Genomic DNA, 25,128 nt, shown 5'->3' on the forward strand with positions numbered 1-25,128 from the left:
AGCCTTGGTCGTCGGCTCTCGATCCTGGACCTACGCCGAATTCGGGTTCCAGGTGGCCGCGCTGGCGCAGCGGTTGGTGGAAGCCGGTGTTGGGCCGGAAACCCGCGTCGGCATGTACCTGGGTCGACGTCCCGAGTGGCCGGTCGCCGTCTTCGCGATCCTCGCGGCGGGCTGTGCCTTCGTGCCTCTCGACCCGGACTACCCCGAACGCCGGTTGGCCCATGCGATCGCCGATGCCGACATCGACCTGGTGATTTCGGCTCGGGGGCAGCCGCTTCCCGAAAGTCTGGGCACGGACGTCGAGGAATGGGCGATTTCCACAGACGAGGCTCCCCGCCCCAAGAGTCACCTCCCCGATCCACATCCGTTACCTGAAAGCACGGCCTATGTCCTGTACACATCCGGCTCGACGGGCCTTCCGAAGGGCGTCATGGTGACGCACGAGGGTTTGGAGAACTATCTGGACGTCAGCCTGGACACCTATCGCTACCACGGCGGCGACAGTACGTTGATCCACTCCTCGCCGGCCTTCGATCTCACCCTCACTTCACTGCTGCCGCCCCTGCTTTGCGGCCGATCGATCACCCTGGTAGACCATGCCGACCCGGTCCAGGGCCTGGCAGAACACTTGACGAGCGGCCAGGCCTTCAGCTTGGTGAAACTCACCCCGACCCACCTCGACCTGCTCCGCGATTCGGTTTCGCCCGAAAAACTGGCTGGCGTGGTAGGCGACATCGTGATCGGCGGCGAGGCCTTGACCCGCGACCAGCTCGAATGGCTTCATGGACATGCTCCCGACACGCGTCTGATCAACGAATACGGACCCACGGAAACCGTCGTCGGCTGTACCACGTTCGTTTGGGGCTCGGATTCCGTAACCGGCAGCGCCGTGCCCATCGGCAAGGCCACGGCCGGAACCGAGCTGTACCTCCTGGACGACCGGTTGAATCCCGTTCCGGTAGGCGTGCCGGGCGTGCTGTACATCGGCGGCGCGCAACTGGCACGCGGCTACCAGGGCAATCCGGCCGAGACGGCGGCCCGTTTCGTGCCCAATCCCTTTTCCGGCACACCAGGCGCCCGCATGTACCGCTCCGGTGACGTGGCCAAGTTCCTGCCCGACGGGAACATCCTGTTCGAGGGGCGCTGCGACCAGCAGTTGAAATGGCGTGGCCACCGAATCGAACCCGGGGAGATCGAAACCGTCCTGGCCCGACATCCGGGCATCGAAACGGCCCGTGTCCTGATTCGCGACGATGCGGAAGGTCGCCCCCACCTCGCGGCCTATGTGGTGATGCATACCGAAACCAAGCGCGATCGATCCTCCTCGGTCGACTGGGATCACCTTCATCGCTGGCTGGGCGAGCGGCTGCCGGCCTACATGGTGCCCACCGACATCGTGACCCTTGCCGCGCTGCCCCTCACCGCCAACGGGAAACTCGATCGAAATGCGCTCCCACGACCGAATCACGAGAAAGGGTCTCGCCCGGCGCGTTCCAGCCGCGCACCATACATGCCGCCACGAGACGTTACGGAGCGGAGGCTCACCGAAATATGGGCCCGAGTCCTCGATGTGGCGCGGGTCGGTGTGGACGATCATTTCTTCCAACTGGGCGGGCACTCCCTCATGGCCGTGACCCTCGTGGACCGAATCCAAACCGCCTTTGGCCAGGCGTTGCCGCTGGCCAAACTGTTCAGTCACCCCACCGTCCGCCAAATGGCATCCCTTCTCCGCTCGAATCAGGGGCTGGCGGTCTCGTCCCCCATGCAGCCCTCGCGGGAAAGCGACCTGGATGGGTCGATTCGCCCCTATCGAACGCGGGGCAGTGCGCCGCCTTTGTTCCTGATCGCCCCGGGCGGCGGAGGTTTGGCGGAATTCGAGCACCTTGTCGCGGCGCTTCCGACGGATCGCCCCTGTTACGGCATCTCGTGCCCCACGCTGCTCGACCCCGCCATTCGCTTCGAGTCGGTTCAAGACCTTGCGGCACACTACATCGCCATCCTCGAAAACACCAGGCCGGAGGGCCCCTATGCCCTGCTCGGCTGGTCGTTCGGGGGCCTGGTCGCCTTCGAGATGGCCCACCAACTGTCCCGATCCGGTGCAGCCCTGGAACAGGTGGTATTGGTCGATGCTTCGGTGACGCCGCGGTGGTTGCCTGTCGAAGGTCGACGGGCGCGCTATCGCCGATTGGTCGCGCCGCTCGACTACCACACGATTCTGGGACGGGTCGGGGATCGCGAAGCACATCCCGATCTCGAAACCTTCATCGACATGTCGGAGGACGAGCGTTTGACGGCACTCGTCCGCTTGGCCCAATCCGATCTCGGAGCGGGAAGCGACCAAGACATGAATCAACTCCGCGCATTCCTCCACACGTCTCGGCAATCCGGCGAACTCGGGTACCGATACACGCCGCCCAAACTGGGCGTTCCTTTCGGTTACGTCCGGGCCGAAATCCCACCAAGCCAGGCGTACTTGGATTTGATGTACCGAAGTCCCATCCCCGATGGTTCCCGTGCCCTGGCCGAAGTCATCCAAGGCACCGGCTTGGAAACCGACCCTTCCGATACGCCCTCGCTCGATCCCCGCGATTGGTCGGCCTATGCCGGGAATGGGATGCACCTGCTTCGCCTGCCCGGATCCCATCGAGACATGCTGCTTGGACACAACGCGGTTCGGATTGCCGAATGGATCGGGTCAACCCAGCCGAACGGGGAAACCGGCGCTCCCGAGGAGGTCACTCCATGAAACCCGCCGCCGACCGGGTCGACCGGTCCCTCACGGGAGCCTGGACGCCAACCGGCGTGTCCACCAGGTTGTTTTTCCTTTTTGCGGGTGGTCAAGCCGCCAGCACCTTCGGTTCCAATTTGACCGGCTTCGCCCTGAGTATCTGGATCTACCAAGAGACCGGATCGGCCACGCTGTTCGCCATGGCCATCTCTGCGGCGTTCCTGCCCTCGCTCCTGTTGACACCGCTTTTGGGTGGCGTGATCGACCGAGTCCCCAAAAAACGGGTGATCCTGGTCTGCGATTCGGGCTGCGCCCTGGTTGCCGGCCTCATCGTCTTCTGCTTTATGACGGACCGCCTCTCTCCCGCCTTGTTGTTCGCCCTGATCTTGGTTCAGTCGGTGTTTTCCGGAATTCAGGGACCGGCGGTCCAGGCGAGCGTGGTCAGCCTCGTCAACGACGATCATTTGGTGCGCATCAACAGTTTGCTTCAAACCGGCCATTCGGTGGCGGGCATCGGCGCGGGCGTCGCCGCGGGGGTTTTATTCGAAACGATCGGGATCGCGGGCATTCTGGGTGTGGATTTGGTGACCTTCCTTTGGGCCACGGCCACGCTGTTGCCGTTGAGGATTCCCGAAACCGGGAACGAGGAGGCAAAAGGAACCGCCTCTCCGACAGTCCCCAATCATCATTGGCGCGACATGCTTTCGGCCTGGCACTGGATGCGCAGGCAGCGCGGGGTGATGCCGCTTTTGGTCCTCAATTGCATGGTGTCCGCGACCCTGGGATTCCTGTTCGTGATCATGCCGACCCTCATCTTGGATGCCACCTCGCCGCAGGTGTTGAGCCTCGCGTTCGCAGCGGGCAGCGCAGGCGTGCTCTGCGGCAGTCTGCTGTGCATGTCCACCTGGATCCAGCGGCACACGGTGCTTCTGGTGCAGCTCGCGAGCCTGGTCATGGGCCTGGCCCTCTGTTTCGCCTGGGTCCCACCGCAGCCCGCGTTGACCGCCGGAAGCGCCTTCCTTTTCTCGATCGACATGGCGGTGTTCGGGGTGCTTTCCCTCACGCTGTTCCAGCGGGCCGCCCCACCGGACATGCTGGGCAGGGTGCTGTTGCTCAAACAGACCAGCGGCAATGGCTGCCAGGCGCTCGGGTTTTTGTTGGGTGGCCCTTTGGCGGCAGGTATCGGGGCCTTGATCGCGGTACCGAACCCGGCGCCGGTATCGGCCTTCGCCGGCGATCTCCTCGCGGGTTTCTCCAACAAAGGCGGCCCGGCGTTGCTGCTGCTCTACGGATCCGGATTGGCCGTGCTCGCCGCTTTCTACCTCCTTGCTGGGAGGCTCTCCGGGCTTCAGTCCCCATCTTCGGAAGAGGAAGCGCCAAACATCCCACAGGGACCCGCCGTCTCTGGACCGCCCATCCCGCCCTGCACGACCAACGATCCGGAAGGAAGCGACCGTACGAATCGGGTCCCTGTCCCAACGCCCTCCTTCCCCTGTCCCGACATCGACCACATCCTCGACCGCTTCGCCACCGAATTGCTGCCCGCGCAAGAATGCGAATCGCGCCGCCGCATCATGCGGCGGTTGATGGGCGGTTGGTGCCGTCTCGCTGGAGCCCGGAAGCGCCACCAGGCGTTTCAGATTCGCTTGGATCAAGGCCACTCCGTCTACTCGGACGACGTGCAAGAGAGGCGGTGGCGAAGTTTGTTCCTCCCGGAGAACTCGTTCACGATTGGATTGGCGTTCGACCCCAACACCGACCTCGTCGAACGGGCGGCCGTCCTGACCGCCAACGCGCTCTGGATGCGACGGCTCATGCGAACCGACCGTTACCCGGTTGAAACGGATCGCGGGATTGCCCTGGACATGTCGGGATACGACCGGCTGTTCGACCACACACTCGGCACCATCCCTCTGGGAAAAAACCGTTTCAAGCTGGCGTTCCGGCGCCACACCGGCCCGGGATCGGTCGTTTTCCTGATTCGGGGGCACATCTACCGCGTGGCATTGGATCGAGACCTGAGTGTGTCCGATTGGAAGCGTTTTCTAACCCACGCCATCGATCACGCGCGGGCCCAGGGTGACTCACTTCCCGTGATCGGATCGGTCACCACCCTGCTTACGGCCGAGAGCGCCCGCCATCTCGCCGATCTACGGAGTCGCGACGGGCGCAGCGTCGAAACCCTTTTGGACGAGGCTTCGCTGGTGGTGGCCCTCGACCTCGACGGGCGGCCACAATCGGAAGAGGCCGTCGCCCGTTCGATCCACATTGACCGATATTCCAATCGCGATTACCGCCAGCCCTTGCAATTGTGCCTCTCGTCCACGGGTCAGGCCGGTTTGGTCTTCAGTCATTTGATGGGCCTGGACGGGGTGGTGGCGGCACGCTGTGCCCACTTGATGGCGACGCACACACCCGAAGAATCCGGATCCGACATTGCCCCGAACCTGCCGGCAGCCGCGGCGGCGTTCGTCACCATCGACCCCGCTACGGTTCCGGAGGCGAATTGGCTCACAAGTCACCTCCGCGAGATCGAGTCCCGGCGCGTGAGCGAAGACACCCCGACCGTCCATCGATCCGATGTCTTCGGCATGGAGCTCTGTCGCCGGCATGGACTGAGCCCCAACGGCATCGTCTCCTGTGCCATGGCCCTGGCCTTCTCTCGCCTGCGCGGGCACACGCCGACCATGGGCACCTTCACCCATCTCCGGCATTGCCGACACGGCCGCATCGCCCGCCTCCCGATTCCTGCGGAAGCGCTGGGTGCGTTCGTGGCATGCCCAAGTTCCGAAACCCTGTCGGCCGCGTTGACGGCCTATCGTCACCAGGTTCGCAGCGTCAAAACCGAAAACACCGCGCTGAACCAGGTGTTCTACATCCTTTGCGGCGGTCGCATCGACTTGGGTTTCCTGGGTTTCGCCCTTCTCGCCAAGCTCTTCGCTCCACATTTCGTCAAGCGCCTGGTCGCACAGGACGTCTGGATCTCCAACATTCCCGCCTTGGAGGGCCTGGCCTTTGCCGGGCGCCCGGGCACCCGCCTGGGATTCGTCCCGAAGGGTGCGCTTGCAGGCCACGTCATGTTTTTTCCGAACCACATGACGTTGTGCTTCGGCAATCGCGGGGTCGGCGCGGACGATCGCGGACCCTTGTTCCGCGAACTCGACCGGGCGCTGCGCGATATCGCGACCCTGCTGCCCGAATCATCCGTGGCGTTCCACCGGGAGAAGCGCCACACCCGGGCTGAAGACCCACCCGACCCATCGACACGCGGCACCATCGACCGCCTCCCCATCCCAGCGAACGACGCCGAGAGCGCGTCTACAGCGCCCCATCCGGCATCACCAAAGCCATCACACCGAGAGGAAGTAAGCATATGAACGAACCCATCGCCATCGTCGGCATCGGCTGCCGATTCCCAGGTAACGCCAACTCCCCCAAGACTTTCTGGAACATGCTACGCGAGGGCCGCGACGCCATCGAGCGCCTGCCGGACGACCGTTTCGACATCGAGGACTTCCTCGCGGGCGGCACCGAACCGGTTCCCGGCAGAATCGCTTCGCCCTACGGGGGCTTCATCGACCACGTCGACAAATTCGATCCCTTCTTCTTCGGGATGTCCCCTCGCGAAGTGGAAAGCATGGACGTACAGCACCGCCTGCTGCTGGAAGTCGCTTGGGAAGGCATCGAGGATGCCGGCTTGGTCCCGGCCGGCCTGACGGGTCGCGCGGTGGGCGTGTTCGTCGGCCTGATCACCGCCGACTACGCCGATATGATGCAGTACTATCGAAAGGTCACCGATATCGATCTCTACTCCGGCGCGGGCGGGGCCCGCAGCGTGGCCTCGGGCCGGATTTCCTACGCGTTCGGGCTGGAGGGACCCAGCATGACGATCGACACGGCCTGTTCGTCGTCCCTGGTCACGGTCCACCTGGCCTGTCAAAGCCTGCGCAGCGGCGAATCGGAATTGGCGCTGGCCGGCGGCGTCAACCTGGTCCTGGTCCCCGAGACCAGTTTGGGCTTCTCCCAGGCGTCCATGCTCGCCCCCGACGGACGCTGCAAGGCCTTCGACGCCTCGGGCAACGGGTTCGTACGCAGTGACGGCGTCGGCATGCTGGTCCTGAAGCGCCTGTCACAAGCCGAAGCGGACGGCGACGCGATCTACGCGACCATCGAGGGTTCGGCGGTCAACAACGACGGTCGCGGCGTGGGCCTGATGACCCCGCGTCGCGAAGGCCAGGAGGCCGTGCTGCGTCGGGCCTGGCGCAACGCGGGCATCCGCGGCGGCGACCTGGGTTACGTGGAGACCCACGGCACCGGCACCCGCGCCGGCGATCCCGTGGAGGTGGGCGCACTGGGCGCGGCCCTGGGCGACGGCGACGGGCGCGAGCAGCCCTGCTTCATCGGCTCGGTGAAAACGAATATCGGGCACACCGAGGGCGCGGCCGGCGTCGCCGGTTTGATCAAGACGATCCTTGCCGTGAACCACGGCACGGTTCCGCCCAACCTCCATTTCCGCGACCCCAATCCGGCCATCGACTGGGACCGCCTGCCGGTCCGGGTGCCGACGGCACCGACGCCCTGGCCCCTGTCCGGGCGCCCGGTGGCCGGCGTCAGCTCCTTCGGGATCAGCGGCACCAACGCCCACATCGTCGTGCGGGGACCCGAACCGGTGCACGCGAAAGAAGGCTCCTCGCCCTCCGAAAACGACGCCGACGGCCATCGCCTGGCGGTGTTCTCGGCCAAGACTCAGGACGGCTTGGCGCGATTGGCCGCGGACTATGCGGATCACCTGAACGACCAGAACCAAATCACCCTGCGCGACCTGGCTTTCACCCTGGCCCGCAAGCGGACCCATCACCCTCACCGACTCTGTATCACGGCCGAGAACGAGACCCACCTGGCCGAACAGTTGCGCGACTTCGTCGACGAAGGTCCCCGCGCCGGGATCCGCAGCGGCACCGCCACCGGTCATCGCGGCCTGGTCTTCATCTGTTCACCGACCGGTGGCCAGTGGCAGGGCATGGGTCGCGACCTGTTTGCCCGAGAGCCGGTGTTCCGCCAAAAAATCGAGGCCTGCGATGCGCTGTTCCGCGACCACGTGACTTGGTCCTTGATCGAGGCGCTCCATCAACCGGAAGACGCCTCGCGCCTCGGTGAGATCGACGTCCTCCAGCCCACCCTGTTCGCGATTCAAGTGGCGCTCGCCGACTTGTGGCGTTCTTGGGGCGTCGTGCCGGATGCGGTCATCGGTCACAGCATGGGCGAAGTGGCGGCCTGCTGCATCGCCGGGATCTTGAGCCTTGAAGACGCCGCCAAAGTCATTTGCCTGCGCAGTCGCCTGGTCCGCCGGCGCGCGGCCGGCAAGGGTCGCATGGCCATCGCGGAACTGTCGGCCACGGAGGTGGCCCGCCGCATCGAGGGGTACGGTACGGCGGTTTCGGTCGCGGCCTACAACGGGCCCCAAACGGTGATTCTCTCGGGCGAAGAGGCGCCGATCCTGGAACTTCACCAAAGCCTGGAAACGGAAGGGGTGTTCTCGAAGCTGGTCAATGTGGACTACGCCTCCCATAGTTGCCACATGGACCCCTTGCTGCCCGAGCTGCGGACCTTGCTGGCCGACATCCAACCCCGGCCCCGCCAAGCACGCATGGTCTCCACCGTCACCCGTACCGATCTGACCGGCGAAGAACCGACCGCCGACTATTGGGCCGACAACCTGCGCCAACCGGTCTATTTCGAGCCGGTCGTCCGGAGCCTTTTGGCAGGGGGAGTCAGCCACTTCGTGGAGTTGAGCCCCCATCCCAACGTCACCAACGCGGTCAACCAGGTCGTTCGCGCTCACGGCGGTCCGGCGTCGGTCCTGCCCTCGATGCGCAAGCAGACCGCCGATCGCGCCGTGATGTACGACAGTTTGGGTGTACTTCATGCCGAGGGCTGCGAGATTGATTGGCCCACCGTCTGCCCCACCGGCGAAACCCTGCACGCCCTGCCCCGCTACCCCTGGGAGCGGGAGGTGATCTGGCCCGAGAGCGCCCCGTTGAAGCGACTCGCCACGTTGCGTGCCGCCGGCGCATCCTACGAGGGCGGTCATCAGGTAGAGGGCTCGCCCCTGCTGGGCACCCCGATTCACACGCCCGATGGGTCGACGCACCTCTGGCAGAGCCGACTGGACGCGAAAACGCAGGCCTACTTCACCGATCACCGGGTCCAGGACGCCGTAGTGCTCCCGGGTGCCGCCTACCTGGAGATCGCCCTTTCGGCCGCCAACACGCTCGTCACGAACCCGAGATTGGAAGCGGTTCGGTTCCGCCAGGCCATGTTCCTCGAAAACGACGAGGCCCGCACGGTCCAAACCATCTTGAGGCGATGCCGTCGCGGTCGCTTCTCCTTCGAAATCCGCAGCACCACCGACGAACGACACTGGATCGAGCACGCCGTCGGCTTCGTCCACCCGGCGAAGGAAGACCTCTCCGAGCCCTTGATTCCGGATCCCAAGCGCCGCATCGCGAATGCGGAACACAGGTTGACGGGATCGGACCACTATACCGCCATGGACCGGCGTCGCCTGCAATACGGGCCCGCCTTCCAAGGCATCCAAACGTTGGTGCCCGGATCCGAGGCGTCGGCCAGCCGTCTGGCGCTGCCAGCCTCGGTCGCGGCCGACCTGGGGCGTTACACCCTGCACCCGGCCCTGCTCGACGCCTGTTTCCAGACCATGGCCGGCATCATTCCCAGCGAGGGCGCCGATCGCTCGGACTCCGACACCTACATGCCGGTGTCGGTCCAATCGCTGAGGGTCTTCGGCCCGATTCCGGCGACGGGCGACTTGTGGGGCCAGGCGACGGCCAGGTTCGATGAAAGTGCGGATCGGATCAGCGCGGACATCTATCTGTTGGATGACCGCGGTGACCTGCTGGCCTGTCTCGAGAACCTGACCATCCAACGCATCGAAGGCGGCCACGTGGCGCGACGAACCGTCGATCAGGTGTTGTACCGCATGGACTGGGAGCCCGGGGCGATGGCAGCCATCGACGGCCCGCAGGCATCCCTGGGTAGGGTCTTGATCGTGGGCGACCGCCTTGGCCATGCACAGGCCTTGGCGGACCAACTGAGGGGTTCGGCCGAGGTCCTGTTGGTTCAGCCCGGCGAGGAGAATCTTCGGTTGGCCGAACGGCATTACGAATGGACCTGGCGCGATGCGGACGACATCGACGGATTCTTCGAACGCGCCTACGGTGGCGAGCTCCCCGATCGGGTGATTCACCTGGGCAATCTGGATCAGGGCATTCACCCGGAATGGGAGGCCCAGGCCGTGGAGACCGCTCTCGAGCGAGGCACGATGTCGGTGTTTCACCTGCTCCAGGCCCTGACGCGCAGGGAAGACGGTGTGTTGCCCATGCTTTGCGTGGTGACGGCGTCGAGTCAAGCGGTGACGGGCAGCGAACCGATCGCGCTGGGTCAAACGCCCGTGTGGGGTCTGTGCCGGGTGGCATCGCACGAGCACCCCTCGCTGACGATCAAACTCCTGGACCTGGATACGGATTTCACCGCCGACGATTTGGATTTGATTCGTCGCGAATGCCTTTGCACGGACGACGAAACCCAGGTGGCTTGGCGCAACGGTGAACGCATGTTGGCGCGCATGGTCCGGGACACCCCAACCGACAAGCGACCGATCGACCGCGAGACGGTGGAAGCCCTTCCCCGCGAAACGCCCATGGCGTGGAGGGTGGCGGGCGCGGGTGATCCAAACCCGCAGGCATTCGTTTCGATCGACTTGGATTCACCCGATGCCCACGAGATCGCCGTGCAACTGGAGGCGGTGGCTTTGGACGAGACCGGCCAGAGCGGATCCCGCTTCTGGGACGACGGCACGCTCGACGGTGCCGGCGTGGTCACCGCGGTGGGCGCCGATGTGGTCGACCTTCAACCCGGCGATCGGGTGATGGTGGCGGGCCTGCCGTATCTGGGCACGCATGCGCATGTGGCCCGAACGGCTGCCGCCCGCCTTCCCGATACCGTTTCGTTCGAAGCGGCGGCGACCCTGCCGACGGCCATGGTCACGGCCCGGGCGCTGATGCGATTGGGCTCGCTCGACGGAAACGCGCGCCTGTTCGTACATGGGCTCGAGACCCGTTTGGGTCGCGCGGTGGCTCGGGTTGCGCAGGCCAAAGGCGCCACCGTGTACGCCGAATCGACATGTGCGCAGGAATCGCAGCGTTTGGTCGATCAGGGTGTTCGCCCCGTACTGACCGCTTCTGGCCGGCAACTGGTCGACCAGGTTGCCGACCTGACCGGAGGCCGTGGTTTCCACTGGATCGTGGACGCATTGGATGGTGATCTGGCCACCGAAGCCGCCTCGATGCTGGCCCCCTTGGGCCGCTACGTGGCGTTGACCGGCGACGGCGGCAGGCCCGCGGCACCACTTTCGGCCCGGATCGAGCCAGGCACCACGTGGCAGGCCATCAGTCCCGGCCAGCTTCGAACCCAGCTCGGCGCCGCCTATCAAGATCTGCTGGCGGAAACCGCCGCTGCCGCCGGCGCGGACTCCCTCCAGGACCTGCCGGCACAACGGGTGACCTTCGCCGAGCTCGTGAACGGCCGGCCTGGCACGGACGGGGCGGGACGCCCCCGGACCTGGGTCGTGGCGCCCGGCGATGCGCCGGTACCGCTCCATCGCCAAAACCGGTCCGAGGCCACCGTAAAGGCGGACGCTTGGTACCTGATCGCCGGCGGTCTCAAGGGGATCGGTCTCGCCACGGCGAGCAGGTTGGCCGCGATGGGTGCCCGCCACCTGATCCTGCTCGGCCGGAGCGGGCCGGATGCGCAGGGGGCGGAGCAGATTCAGGCGCTGCGGGACCAGGGCGTCGCCGTGCACGTCAAGCGCATCGACATCACCGACGAACAGGCGATGGACGCCCTGTCTGCCGAGATCGAAGCGGCACGACCGCCCTTGCGCGGCGTGATTCATTCGGCGGTGGTCATCGACGACGGGCTGTTGATCAACCAAACGCCGGAGCGCTTCGCCCGGGTGTTCGGGCCCAAGATCTGGGGCACCCTGAACCTGCACCGCCTCGCCACGAACCATGCGTTGGATTTTTTCACGGTGTACTCCTCAGCTTCGTCCCTCATCGGGCCACCTTCGCAGGGCAACTACGCCGCGGCCGGGAACTTCGCCGATCACTTGGTGCTCGAGCGACGGCGATTGGGCCTGCCGGGCCTGACCATCAACTGGGGACCCTGGTCGGATATCGGGATCGCGGCCGAGAAGAACCTGACGGAGGATTACGCCCGCAAAGCGGTCATGATCCCCTTCGAGCCTGCGTTCGGCATGGACGTCGCCACCCACTTGTTGGCACGGGCACAGGGCCGGGTGCTGGCCTTCGACCCCAACTGGACCACCTATCTGGAGTTCTTCGGGATCGGCATGTCGAAGCGTCTTTACGCGCACATGGCCCAGGCCCGCCAACAGACCGGCGTGGGTTCCGGCGGCGACGGGTTCGACCACGAACACCTCACGGCATTGGACGAAGCAGCGCGGGTGGCCTACGTCGTCGAGCGTTTGAAAAAAGTGGCCGGCCGCATCTTGGGATTCTCGCCGTCGCGATTGCAGGACGCGACCCCCATCAACCAGATGGGCCTGGACTCTCTGATGGCCGTGGAGATGCGCAACTGGATCGAGATCAATACCGGCGTTCCGATTCCGGTGGTGCACTTCCTCAGCGGCGATTCGATCGCCCAAGTGGCTCACTTGATCCTGGCCGGCTTGGACGACGCCCCCCCGCCCGAGGTGGCGGTCACCCCGGCTCCGGAGGTGGCTGATCCCGAGGCGTTGGCGACGCTGCTGGATCGCGTCGACGACATGGACGAGTCCGAAGTGGCGCGATTGCTCGCCCAAATGGAGGAGGGCTCCGGCTGAGCCCCTCGGGGCCAGCGGTGTTTTGAAAACAGACCTACCCGGGGTACCCCTTGCCGAAGTGAGTCAGCCGAGGGGTTCCCGCATGCTTTGGGGGTCGCCGCGGCGGTAGGTTGGCCCGCTGGGCCGACACTTCGAAGTAACCCACGATTCGCAAGATCGATGAGTAAAAGAGCGAAGCAGATAAGTCGGGCCTCCAGATCTCTCGATGATCGATTTTATTCTTTGCTTGATCACTTCGATTGGATGAGCAGGGCCGATAAGGCAAGCTGCCATACCGGCCGTGCCATACCGGCCGTGCCATACCGGCCGTGCCATACCGGCCGTGCCATACCGGCCGTGCTCAACCTACAGGCCTTACCTACAGCCTGTCTGATACCGCTCTGACGATGGGCCGAGTGTAGAATTTGCGGCTTCGATGACGCGCGGCGAGGGAAAGTATCGGCTTCGCTCTTTGGCGTAACTCTATCCTGTTACATACGTTGCTTCGAAGCGTCGGCCCAGCGGGCCAACCTACAGGCTTTACGTCTCTTACGCGCATGCGGGCCCTCCGGAGGGGCTCGCTTCGCGTTGCTTGTTCGAGGCGGCATGGTTCACGAACTCGAATCTTACAGTTTCATTGCATCGAAAATGCATTAAATGCCACAACGCACGTCCCGTCCGTTTTTACAAAGGTTCCCGACACCAGAGCCAAAGACACTGTACACCAACGGTGAGACATATGTTTACTACCACTGAGACAGAATTTACGCGAAAAAACCATCATTTTTCCTGCAACAAAAAACCCATCCCCACAAAAAGGTGACAACTTGCCAACTACATCATAACCCACTGCTATTTAATAGTTTTTGTGAATTATTCACTCATTTTTCTTGGCAAGCGACTTGCTCTCCGGACGATTGCTGAATTGGAGTTATTCAGACATTTCATCTCTGGAGTAAGTTATGGAAAAATCATTCATCCACAACTGTTTGCTCTTCTTGTTTTGCATCTCCCTTCCATTATATGCTCAACCTCAACCCAGACCTTCGCGCGCTGATTTAGTACTATCAGGCAAGACGCGCGATCTCCCCCCGAATCATCGACCTCACGCCGCTTCGACCCAAGCTCCGGAAGCCGCCGACCTGATCGGACGGCCCCGGTCACCCGGAGCATCGGCGACCCAACCGTCGCCGCGATCCGTCGTCGTCGTGCTGGAAAACGACCGCGCCACCAAGGCCCATGACCTGAACGCGCTCACGTCGCGCTTCGGCGGAACGGTCCAGCACCGTTTCACCTCGCGTCACGGGCAGACGTTCGTCTTGGTTTCCTTGCCGGAGGATGCCGATCCCGCGCAGCTCGAACGGGTTGCCGGCAAACGAGGCATCGCCGTCCACCCCAACCATACCTATCAATTGTTTGGCGACGCGACGGCCGTGAACGATCCGGACTTCCCCGTCCAGTGGGCGCTCCACAACGATGGTACGCCCTTCGATGCCGGCCATCCCCAACCCCTGGCCGACGCGGATATCGATGCGCCCGAAGCCTGGCAGATTTCCGTCGGCAGCCCCGAGGTCGTCGTCGCCGTTCTCGACACCGGCGTGGACTACACCCACCCCGACTTGGCCGGCAACATGTGGCGAAACCCCGGTGAAATCCCCGGCAATGGACAGGACGACGACGGCAACGGCTTTGTCGACGACGTGCGCGGATGGGATTTTCCGGGCAACTCGCGCGGCTTGCCCCCCGACAACGATCCGTTGGACACCCTCGGGCACGGTACGCACGTGGCCGGCATCATCGGCGCCGTGACCCAGAACGGCATCGGCATCGCCGGCACCGCACCTAAAGTGAGAATCATGCCGGTGAAGGTCTTCAACACCTTTACCTCCAGCGATTACTACCTTGCCGCGGGTATCGATTACGCCGTGGCCAACGGCGCCCACGTCATCAACGCGAGCTGGGGCAGCCGCCACCGCAGTGAACTTCTTTACCAGGCCATCGAAAGAGCCCGCGAGGAAGGGGTTCTGTTCGTATGCGCGTCCGGCAACGACAGCCTGCAATTGGGCAACGACATGTGGGGTGAAAACATCTATCCCGCCGCATTTCGCCATGACAATCAGGTGACGGTCGCCGCAACCGCCCCAGACGATCGCATGACCGATTTCTCGAACTTCAGCGAGTTGCACGTGCACCTCGCGGCGCCTGGCGCCTTCATCCGCAGTACCCTTCCCGGACGTCAGGTCCTTTTTCACACCGACTTCGACCAAACGCCGGAGGGATCCCTACCCGAAGGTTTTCGAACCGAGGGGGAACCTTCCTACTGGGGCGTGGCCGCCACCACCCGCGGCGGGAACGCCAACCGCGCCCTGCGCGCGGATGCCGGCGCGGCAGCCCCCTACCGGCCCGACGGCGACAGCACCCTCTACCTGCCCCCGATCGAGACCGCGACACCGTCGACCAACCTGTTTCTGGACGTGGATATCGCCGCCCAACTTGCGCCAGGCTCTCAGCTCAGCCTGGAACGCTACCGCTCGGACGAATGGCAGGAAGTCTTTCGTATCTCGGAGAAAAGCCAGTTTTTCGAGGAGCGCGTCTTCGCCAAAGTGGAAGGCCTGAACCTCCAATCCGATGGAAACAGCAGCATTCAACTGCGCTTGCGTTGGCGTGCTTCGGCGGCGGGTCCTCAGCACTGGGGCGTCGAGGTCGACAATTTGGTGCTTTACCATCAAATGGAGGATGAAACCGACCCGTCCGTCATCAGCCACGACCACGCCTACGGGTTCAAAAGCGGTACCTCCATGGCAACCCCCTTCGTGGCCGGCGCGGCGGCCTTGCTCAAGTCCCACAAACCCGCGTGGAGCATGGATGCCGTGCGCATGGCCCTGTTGAACTCCGGTGATTTCGTGGCCCATCTCCAAGACACCACGATTACCGGATCTCGGTTGAATCTCAACAACCTGTTGCAGGTAGAAGGCGGTCTGGCGATCACCACCGCGTTGGCCGGCCGCAGCCTGGGTGCCGGCGACAGCCTGCCCTTGATTTGGCGGAACTACGAACATGCCGCCGCGCCCACCACCATGAGCCTGCTTCAGGACGGTGAGTTGGTCGAAGACAGCCACATCGATCTCACCCATTCCGCCGGCCTGTATCATTGGACCGTGCCGCAAGTCACCCCAGGTGATCGGTACCAGTTACGACTGCAGGCGGGCGGCGCGACCTTTACCAGCGAAACCTTCGCCATTCGGGCCATGGAAGACCTGACCCCCGAAGACGAGGACCTGGCCCATTACCTGTTGCTTCAAGTGGATGTCAACGAGGACGGCATTTTGGTGGCCTCGGAGCTGGAGCGTTTTCGCGGCACCATTCGGTTGGAGCGTTTCGAAATCGACGACTTTTCGTTCCTGATGCGGTTGACCCATGTCAAGGAACTCATTCTCGTCGGCCAAAAGCAGCTCGATCTACCCGACTTGAGCACCTTTCAGCATTTGGAAGTGCTGCTCATCAATGAATGTCGGGTCGACCGAATCCCGACTCTCCCACCCACGTTGCGCGAACTCCTGATCATCCACGCGAAGCTCGAAGAGTTGGGAGAGCTGCCCGAAAACCTGCGCGAATTGGTGCTTGTCGATTTGCCGCTCACCCGCATTGATTACCTGCCACCCCAACTCGAATACCTCGAGCTGGTCGATCTCCCGATCACCGAGTTGCCGCCGCTGGGCGAAAGTCTCGAGGACATCTGGCTCAACAGTTTGCCGATCACCCACATCCCGGGCATTCCCAAACAGGTGAAGGTCCTGCATCTGAAACGGCTCGGGGTATCGTCCCTGCCGCCGATCGAAAGCGATCAGTTATGGTGGTTGGTGATCGACCATTTGCCGATCAAAAAGCTCGCCCCGCTGGAGGCCACACCAAAACTGAGTTGGGTCATCATCAACGACAATCCCTTGCTCGAAGAAGTGGGACCCATTCGCAGCGACAGGCCCATCAATTTGGATCTGGCAAATAACGCGCTGACGGAGCTGCCCGAAACATCAGTCCTTCGATCCCTCAAAGCGCCAAACAACCGATTGGGGAACATCTCGAGCTTGGACCCGGGTTTGAGCGACCTCAATTTGGCGTTGAACCAAATCGACACCCTTCCCAGTTTGCCGCCCAGCCTCTACCTTCTCGACGTCAGCTACAACCGCATTCACAGCCTGCCGCCGCTGAAGCCCTTGGATCGATTGCTCGAGCTCCGAGTGCAAAGCAACCTGTTGCGGGAACTGCCGGAGGTTTCGGATACGGTGTACTCCATCTGGGCGAACAACAACCAGCTCACGTCCTTGCCGCCCTATCCCGCGGAGATCAACCACCTCGATGTCTCCTACAACCAGCTCACCAGCATGCCGGACTTCGGCGATCAACGGCGAAGCATGATCTTTGCCTCGGGGAATCGGCTCGAGCGGATTCCCGACCTGGGCGAGAACCTTTTCAGCTTGGCCCACTTCGAAGGAAACCCCTTCGATGAGAGCGCCATGGCTTCCATTGACGCCTTGATGAGCCTGAACCTGCCGGGATTCAATTCCGGTTTCCCGCCCGTGTTGTCGGACGTTCTGACGGGTACGCTATTCGAACCCCGCAAGGACGGCAGCTTCATCGATCCGCTGGGTTTGCGAAGTGATTTCCCCGTGGAGCACGCGAACGTGCAACAGGCGCCCAACGGCCAGACCCTGGTTTCCTGGCGCAAAGGCATTCCCGCCGGACACGCGCTCGCCGCCTATCGCATCTACCGCGGGGCCCACATCCTGACGGAAACGCCATCCACCGAAGCCATCCTGGATTGGCCGGCGACCGTTGCCGGCCGGACCGAGCTCGAGATCGTGCCCGTTCAGCGCGACGGCCGAGAGCGCCGCGATTTGGCCGCCACGGTCACCGTGCCGAAACCGGATTTCCCGGGCATGTTCCAGGAACGCCACTTCCCGGCGTTCGACGCAATGGGCTTCGGTTGGACGGAATTGATTCTGTCCGACGCCAAATCGACAATCGGCGCAACGATCACCGCATTCGACGCCGAAGGCGAGGTACTGGAAACCGCACATCCGACCCCCGGGGCCGGCTTCGCGGGAAGGGTCCTCACCACGAGCGAACTCTTCAGCGAAGCGACCTTGTCACAGGTGGCTCGATACCGTCTCGCCACCTTGCCGTCCGCGACCATTCAGGTCCAGACGGGAGATCCCGAATCCGCTTCCGCCATCGAGCCCGCCCAGTTCGGTCGTTACGAGGGGCAAATCTACCAACACCGCTATATCGATGAGCCATTCACCCTCACCGCGATCAACATGAGCGACACTGACGAAGGTTCCGTGTGGTTGGCGTTTTTCAACCGGGACGGCGAATCGGTCGGCGAGCAGGCAATCGACCTCTCCGCGGGGCAAACCCGCATGGTTGCACTGACGAGCTTGATTCCCGACTCGGTGGATCCCGGAGACCTGGGCCATATCGGCTGGCAAAGTGAGGTGCCCATCGCCATGTGGTCCCACTATCGCGAGGAAAATTTCGGTACCTCCCGGGTTTTTCTGCGCGAAACCCACCGACCTGGCTCCATCCGCGGTCTCCTGCCTTCCCCGGGCCGTACCCTTTTCCTGCAAAATGGTGAAGACAACGATGCAATCGTGCGTTTCTGGGCCTATGCCGAGAACGGGACCCTGCTCAGCTCGATCAGCGCATTGGTGCCCGCCAAGCAAACCCGATGGTTCGATGCCTACTCCTTTTTGTTGGACAAGGTGGGGGATGACTTTTTCGACAATTTCGGCTGGTTCCGGTATGAATCGACCCACCCGATCAACGTCGAGTTGCTTCAAAACCCCTGGTATTTGGGCGGAGGTAACAGTTCGTTCGTCACCTCGGGCGAACTGATCAAACCGGAAAGCCCCAGGAGCACGATACTGCAGGCTCCCGACTGTCGCTGGCGTTTCGACTACGAAACCATGCTGCACCTGATCAACGAGAACGCCCGTGCCGCGACGGTGCACGTGAAGCTCCGCGACCAACGGGGGATCACCGTGGCCGCCAAGACCCTTCGCATCGAACCGAACGCCAAACTGTATTTGGACGCCAAGCGGTTTGCCGGTTGGGATGGTGCGCTGGACTTGGAAACGGTCAAGTCGGTGCAGTTCATCACCAGCCCATCCACGCCGGTGACCGGCTACAAAATGCAGCACCACAAGTGGGATAACCGGTTCACGGTGCATCCCTTGGTGTCCGAGTTCTAGGCCGTATTGGCGCACAACCGGAAGGGAGTCCTGCGGGGCTCCCTTTTTTTGTGAATCCCAAGCCTGGCTCCGTTCCGCCGAAGGAACCCGTCCCCCCTTCCGAAGTCGTGGCCCCAAATCGCATACAATCGCAAGCTGTTCCATTCAAGCCGCTTGCGGGGGACTGTCCCCGCATTCCCTTCTCTGATTTTCTAAGCGGCCAACACGAATCCGTCGAGAGCTCCGATCATTCATGCGGTTTCTTGCTTCGACCAATTCATCATGAAGCCAGGAAGTTCCGAATCCAGGAAATCGGCTTGGTCGATCCTTCAAAGCCGACGCCCTAACGGTGCCGGAAACGTTCCCCGGATTTGCGACGCAAACGCAACTCCTTCTATTCAAGTCGCTTGTGGGGGACTGTCCCCGCATTCCCGCATTCTTCTAAGCGGTCAACACGAATCCGTCGAGAGCTCCGATCGTTCATGTGGTTTCTTGCTTCGACCAATTCATCAGGAAGCCAGGAAGTTCCGAATCCAGGAAATCGGCTTGGTCGATCCTTCAAAGCCGACGCCCTAACGGTGCCGGAAACGTTCCCCGGATTTGCGACGCAAACGCAACCCCTTCTATTCAAGTCGCTTGCGGGGGACTGTCCCCGCATTCTTCTAAGCGGTCAACACGAATCCGTCGAGAGCTTCGATCGTTCATGCGGTTTCTTGCTTCGACCAATTCATTAGGAAGCCAGGAAGTTCCGAATCCAGGAAATCGGCTTGGTCGATCCTTCAAAGCCGACGCCCAAACGGTGCCGGAAACGTTCCCCGGATTTGCGACGCAAACGCAACCCCTTCTATTCAAGTCGCTTGCGGGGGACTGTCCCCGCATTCCTCCCCGCATTCCTCCTGCGACGCGGGCAACTGTTTCAAACCCAGTGGAGAGCCCTCTCAGCGGGGCTTTCCCTCAACGTTGAAAGGTTCCGCGATGATCAAAGACTCTTCGCGCGAAGGGAGCCCAAGGCGACGTGCCCGTGGGTGAGACCACACATCCGCCAAGCCCTCAGGTGGAGGGTGACACGACGAGACGACCGGGCACGTTGATGTGTGTCCTTGATTTCATCCCTTGGCTGTTGCTACGTTTTTCAGGATCATCGAAGCCGCCAAATCCAACGACAGGGGACACCCACCTGTATAATCCATATAATATGAACGGTTTGCTTCGTGCCGAAGAACCCGCTGATTTGGTGGCCCTACTGCGCATCAAGAACCCCGTCTCCCGACCACGTGGAACCCTTGTGAACACAAATAGCAAAAATTTCCATTTCTTGACAATAAACCCACCAATTTCCATATAGAGAAAAAATAGCATAGGAATGAATAATGACTCACATGGCAACTGTCAGTATTGACGTATCGGACATGAACCAGGCGTTGAATTTCTACACTCAGGCCTTGGGTTGCGAATTCAAGAAAAAATATTCGGACGAATGGCAAGTCATAGCCATTGGTGCGTTAGATATCCATTTGCAGCAAAAAGCCGCGGGAACCGTTGCTGCGGGGGAACATCGACGCGATTATCGGCGACATTGGACCCCGGTGCATCTTGATTTCATTGTTGAGGACATCCGCCCGACCTGCTCGGGCATTGAAGCGCACGGAGGGAGTGTCGAAAAACAAACCTATGCGGAACAAGCCGACATTGCGTATTGTGCTGACCCGTTCGGCAATGGCTTTTGTGTGATCAGGGAGTAATCACCGGTACAAGCCGCTTTCGGATAGGCTGCCTCGAGCACATCGAGTTTCAATCTCGACCAGCACAAGTACGATGCCTATCTAACCCTCTCCAGTTCGAGGTAATTGAAAGTGACTGTCCCCACCTCATTTGCCTCCCTGGCCGGATTCCATCCTGGCTTCCTTGCTTCTTGGCTTCCTGATTTTTTCACGGACATTTCAATCAGCCACCCTCGATGAGATTCCAGCAGTTGGGGACACTCGCCTAGTGCCGCCAATCTCAGGTGCCAATGGTAATCGGCTCGTTTCAGTGGAAATACTGTAAGTTCTTCACGCCACCGCGGTACTTTACCAAGTATGTTGCATTGCCGGCCCCATCAGTCTGCTCCAGGAGGATTCCATGCATCTCATCGTCCCCTTAGCATTGGCCGCCCTTACCCATCTGGGTCCTGACGACCCACCCACCGATCCCGTCGGCGCTGGAATTGCGCTCGAAACCTGGGCCCTCCTGATCGGAGCGGTCTTGATCCTCATGCTCTTCGCTGGGCGCCACCTTCGGGGAGTGGCGCGGGAGTAGCCCACCCATCGGCGCACCCACAGTCATTGTGGCGTTGCGAAGCGTTTTTTTCATTGCCTCCAGGTTTTCAACATTCTCGTGCGCACATTTCAGGGTTTCCCCCTCACAAGATCCCCATCTCTGTGACTTTCGGGGGCATTGCCAAGTGCTCGATCACCACCGAACCCGCTTCGTTCGGCTGGGTTACCGCAAGCAACTCCAGCTACCATCTCGACCCCGGCAGTTCTGTCTCTCACCTAACACTCTCTTTTCAAGCTGCTTGCGGGGGACTGTCCCCACTTCCCCCAGCTACCATCTCGACCCCGGCAGTTCTGTCGCTCACCTAACACTCTCTTTTCAAGCTGCTTGCGGGGGACTGTCCCCACTTTTCCCCACTTTTCCACTTTTCATTCGGTTTCTTTCTTCGATCAATTCACCAGGAAGCCAGGAAGTTCCGAATCCAGGAAATCGACTGAGTCGAGCTTTCGAAAACGACGCCAAGAGGCCAAAAGGCGTAATCTCGCCGGTCTCCATCCTGGCTTCCTTGCTTCTTGGCTTCCTGATTTTTTTCACGGACGTTCCAAACAGCCCCGTAGATTCGGTTCCAAAGGTTGGCAATACCCACCTTGTTGGTCATGAGTACTCATGTGCAGCACCGGTCCTCTGAAGTTCAATTACGGATGCCCGATTCCCAAAAAAACACAATCCCTTTTATTCAAGCTACTTGAAGGAGACTGTCCCCTACATGCTTCCTGTGGTTTTCGGTGGCATTGCCAAGTGCTCGATCACCACCGAACCCGCTTCGTTCGGCTGGGTTACCGCAAGCAACTCCAGCTACCATCTCGACCCCGGCATTTCTGTCTCTCACCTAACACTCTCTTTTCAAGCTGCTTGCGGGGGACTGTCTTCACCTCCCCACCTCTCATTCGGTTTCTTTCTTCGATCAATTCACCAGGAAGCCAGGAAATTCCGAATCCAGGAAATCGGCTGAGTCGAGCTTTCGAAAACGACGCCAAGAGGCCAAAAGGCGTAATCTCGCCGGTCTCCATCCTGGCTTCCTTGCTTCTTGGCTTCCTGATTTTTTTCACGGACGTTCCAAACAGCCCCGTAGATTCGGTTTCAAAGGTTGGCAATATCCACCTTGTTGGCCATGAATACTCATGTGCAGCACCGGTCCTCTGAAGTTCAATCATGGATGCCCGATTCCCAAAAAAACACAATCCCTTTTATTCAAGCTACTTGAAGATGACTGTCCCCAGCACGTCCCCAGCACGTCCTTGCCCAGCACGCCCAGCACGCCTCCCCAGCACGCCCCCAGCACACCCCGTCTTTCCTACGGGGCCCAGGGGATCTTCGGGTGTTATGATGAAATGGAGTCCTGCATGAGAAAATCCGCGGTCACCACGGATCCGGATGGACAACGATCTCGTTGCCGCCCGTCCAGATAGGCCGCCGTATTCGACGATTCGCCTACCCAAAGAGCCAACGATGTCTTGTGAAAGAGGATCTTCCGATGAAAATACCGCATAGTCTGATGATGTTTGGCCTGCTGATCCTACCCGGGGTCGTATTGTCGAAGGAGAACCAGACCGGTAAGCGTCACAAGGTATCGTCGTTGAAGGTCACCTGTTTATCCACCATGTTGGCGGATCGCGGGATCGGCGAGTGGGGATACGCGGCACTGGTGGAGGTAGACGGCCAAAAGATACTGTTCGATACCGGAAACAGACCGGATACCGTATTGAAAAACGCCGAAACATTGGGCGTTGATTTAACGGACGTCACCCACGTGTTTTTAAGCCACAATCACCGCGATCACGCGGGCGGACTGGTCGCGCTCAGGAAGACGATGAGCAAGCATAACCCGAAAGCTTTCAGCAAAGTGCATGTGGGCAAGGGAATTTTCAGCGATCGCGTGAGGAAAAGAAATCAAATATTGGAAGTGAAAGCACAGTATGAAGCCACGGGTGGCGAGTTCGTGATTCACACCAAAGAACACCAACTGTTTCCCGGCGTTTGGATCACGGGCCCCATCGAACGAATCCACCCGGAACGAAACTGGGGCGGCAGCGGAAAAATCAACACGGCCCAGGGCCAGGTCGAGGACAACATTCCGGAGGACCAATCCCTGGTCATCGACACCGAGCAAGGCTTCGTGTTGATCTCGGGATGCGGTCATGCGGGCATGATCAACACGATGGAGCACATCACCTCGAAAATCCATCCTGGCAAGATCACGACGGCCATCGGCGGCTTCCACCTGGTGCGGGCCACGGACGAACATTTGGCCTGGACGGCGAAGAAACTGAAAGCGTTCGGTGTATCGAAACTGATCGGCGCTCATTGCACCGGCATCCACGCCTTGTACACGCTGAAGGATCTCATGAAATGGAGCCGAAGCGACGCGGTAGTCGGCTCGGTCGGCGACAGTTTCGAACTGACCAGCGGCATCAACGCCGGTTACATCGCCCGCTGAAGTCGAACCCTCTTGAATGGAACTCGCTTGCGGGGGACTGTCCCCGCGTTGCCCACGCCTGGCTTCAATCAGCGATGGAAACCTGTATTCCCTAGTCGTGCCACCAGATCACCGCACAAATGCAAACCCTTCCATTCATGTCACTCATGGGTGACTGTCACCGCATTTTTCTAAGCAGGCAACACGAATCCGTCGAGAGCTCCGATCGTTCATCCGGTTTCTTTCTTCGATCAATTCATCAGGAAGCCAGGAAGTTCCGAATCCAGGAAATCGGCTTGGTCGGTCATTCAAAAGCGACGCCCAAACGATGCCAGAAGCGTTCTCCAGATTTGCAACGCAAACGCAATCCCTTCTATTCAAGTCGCTTGCGGGGGACTGTCCCCGCATCCACCTCGAGAGCTCCGATCGTTCATCCGGTTTCTTTCTTCGATCAATTCATCAGGAATCCAGGAAAATCCGAAACCAGGAAATCGACTTGGTCGGTCATTCAAAAGCGAAGCCCAAACGATGCCAGAAGCGTTCTCCAGATTTGCAACGCAAACGCAATCCCTTCTATTCAAATCGCTTGCGGGGGACTGTCCCCGCATCCCCCGCATCCACCCCGTATTGAAAAACGCCGAAACATTGGGCGTTGATTTAACGGACGTCACCTACGTGTTTTTCCCGCATCCAACACGCACCCTCGGTCAAATTCATTAGGAGACCAGGAAAATCCGAAACCAGGAAATCGGCTGAGTCGAGCTATCGAAAATGACGCCAAGACGCCAAAAGGCGTAATTTCGCCGGTCTCCATCCTGGATTCCTTGCTTCTTGGCTTCCTGTTTTTTTTCACGGACGTTCCAAACAGCCCCGCAGATTCGGTTTCAAAGGTTGGCAATACCCACTTTGTTGGCCATGAATACTCATGTGCAGCACCGGTCCTCTGAAGTTCAATCAAGGATGTCCGATTCCCGAAAAATACACAATCCCTTCTATTCAAGCTACTTGAAGGGGACTGTCCCCACCACCCTCCCACCACCCTCGATGCGATTCCACCAGTTGGGAACACTCGCCCAGTGCCGTCACTCTCAGATGGAACCCGGGCAGCTTAGGTCCAGATTTTGAGTGCATCCGGTTTCCTTTCACACACAATCCTTTCTATTCAAGTCGCTTATGGGTGACTGTCACCGTATTTCTCGAACTGACCAGCGGCATCAACGCCGGTTACATCGCCCGCTGAAGTCGAACCCTCTTGAATGGAACTCGCTTGCGGGGGACTGTCCCCGCGTTGCCCACGCCTGGCTTCAATCAGCGATGGAAACCTGTATTCCCTGGTCGTGCCACCAGATCACCGCACAAATGCAAACCCTTCCATTCATGTCACTCATGGGTGACTGTCACCGCATTTTTCTAAGCAGGCAGCACGAATCCGCCGAGAGCTCCGATCGTTCTCACCGCATTTTTCTAAGCAGGCAAAACGAATCCGTCGAGAGCTCCGATCGTTCATCCGGTTTCTTTCTTCGATCAATTCATCAGGAAG

7 protein-coding genes (1 of these 7 running past the window's edge) are annotated in these 25,128 nt (G+C 60.9%); all 7 read left to right on the forward strand.

The annotated features are described in order from the left end of the window. Positions 1-2,746, forward strand: the final stretch of a protein-coding gene (locus tag J3U87_RS30985; RefSeq protein ID WP_237379675.1) for a non-ribosomal peptide synthase/polyketide synthase. 17,408 nt of this gene lie to the left of the window's left edge; 2,746 of the gene's 20,154 nt are visible here — the last part of the coding sequence; its start codon lies beyond the left edge, outside the window; its stop codon occupies positions 2,744-2,746. Further along, positions 2,743-6,105, forward strand: a complete 3,363-nt coding sequence (locus tag J3U87_RS30990; RefSeq protein WP_237379676.1) for a choline/carnitine O-acyltransferase — start codon at positions 2,743-2,745, stop codon at positions 6,103-6,105. Before J3U87_RS30985 ends, J3U87_RS30990 begins: the two co-directional genes overlap by 4 nt. Further along, on the forward strand, positions 6,102-12,647 hold the full coding sequence (locus J3U87_RS30995) for a type I polyketide synthase (protein WP_237379677.1): 6,546 nt from the start codon (positions 6,102-6,104) through the stop codon (positions 12,645-12,647). The genes J3U87_RS30990 and J3U87_RS30995 overlap by 4 nt, the downstream gene beginning before the upstream one ends. Positions 12,648-13,834: 1,187 nt before the next feature. Beyond that, positions 13,835-18,877, forward strand: a complete 5,043-nt coding sequence (locus tag J3U87_RS31000; protein ID WP_237379678.1) for a S8 family serine peptidase — start codon at positions 13,835-13,837, stop codon at positions 18,875-18,877. A 1,349-nt stretch (positions 18,878-20,226) separates the two neighbouring features. Next, the gene (locus J3U87_RS31005) at positions 20,227-20,598 is read left to right on the forward strand and encodes a VOC family protein (RefSeq protein WP_237379679.1); all 372 of its coding nucleotides are present in this window, start codon (positions 20,227-20,229) and stop codon (positions 20,596-20,598) included. A 379-nt stretch (positions 20,599-20,977) separates the two neighbouring features. Next, positions 20,978-21,154, forward strand: coding sequence for a Sec-independent protein translocase family protein (locus J3U87_RS31010; protein ID WP_237379680.1), 177 nt, complete (start codon positions 20,978-20,980; stop codon positions 21,152-21,154). A 1,492-nt stretch (positions 21,155-22,646) separates the two neighbouring features. Continuing rightward, positions 22,647-23,609 carry an MBL fold metallo-hydrolase gene (locus J3U87_RS31015; protein WP_237379681.1) on the forward strand — a complete coding sequence of 321 codons (963 nt, stop codon included), beginning with the start codon at positions 22,647-22,649 and terminating at the stop codon, positions 23,607-23,609. The last annotated feature ends 1,519 nt before the right edge of the window (positions 23,610-25,128 follow it).

The organism is Sulfidibacter corallicola, from assembly GCF_017498545.1.
GTDB classification, from domain to species: domain Bacteria; phylum Acidobacteriota; class Holophagae; order Acanthopleuribacterales; family Acanthopleuribacteraceae; genus Sulfidibacter; species Sulfidibacter corallicola.

Excerpts from the sequence above, each read along its gene's own strand:
- J3U87_RS30990 (WP_237379676.1), top strand. The coding sequence starts at position 2,743 with ATGAAACCCGCCGCCGACCGGGTCGACCGGTCCCTCACGGGAGCCTGG.
- J3U87_RS30995 (WP_237379677.1), top strand. The coding sequence starts at position 6,102 with ATGAACGAACCCATCGCCATCGTCGGCATCGGCTGCCGATTCCCAGGT.
- J3U87_RS31005 (WP_237379679.1), top strand. The coding sequence starts at position 20,227 with ATGACTCACATGGCAACTGTCAGTATTGACGTATCGGACATGAACCAG.
- J3U87_RS31010 (WP_237379680.1), top strand. The coding sequence starts at position 20,978 with ATGCATCTCATCGTCCCCTTAGCATTGGCCGCCCTTACCCATCTGGGT.
- J3U87_RS31015 (WP_237379681.1), top strand. The coding sequence starts at position 22,647 with ATGAAAATACCGCATAGTCTGATGATGTTTGGCCTGCTGATCCTACCC.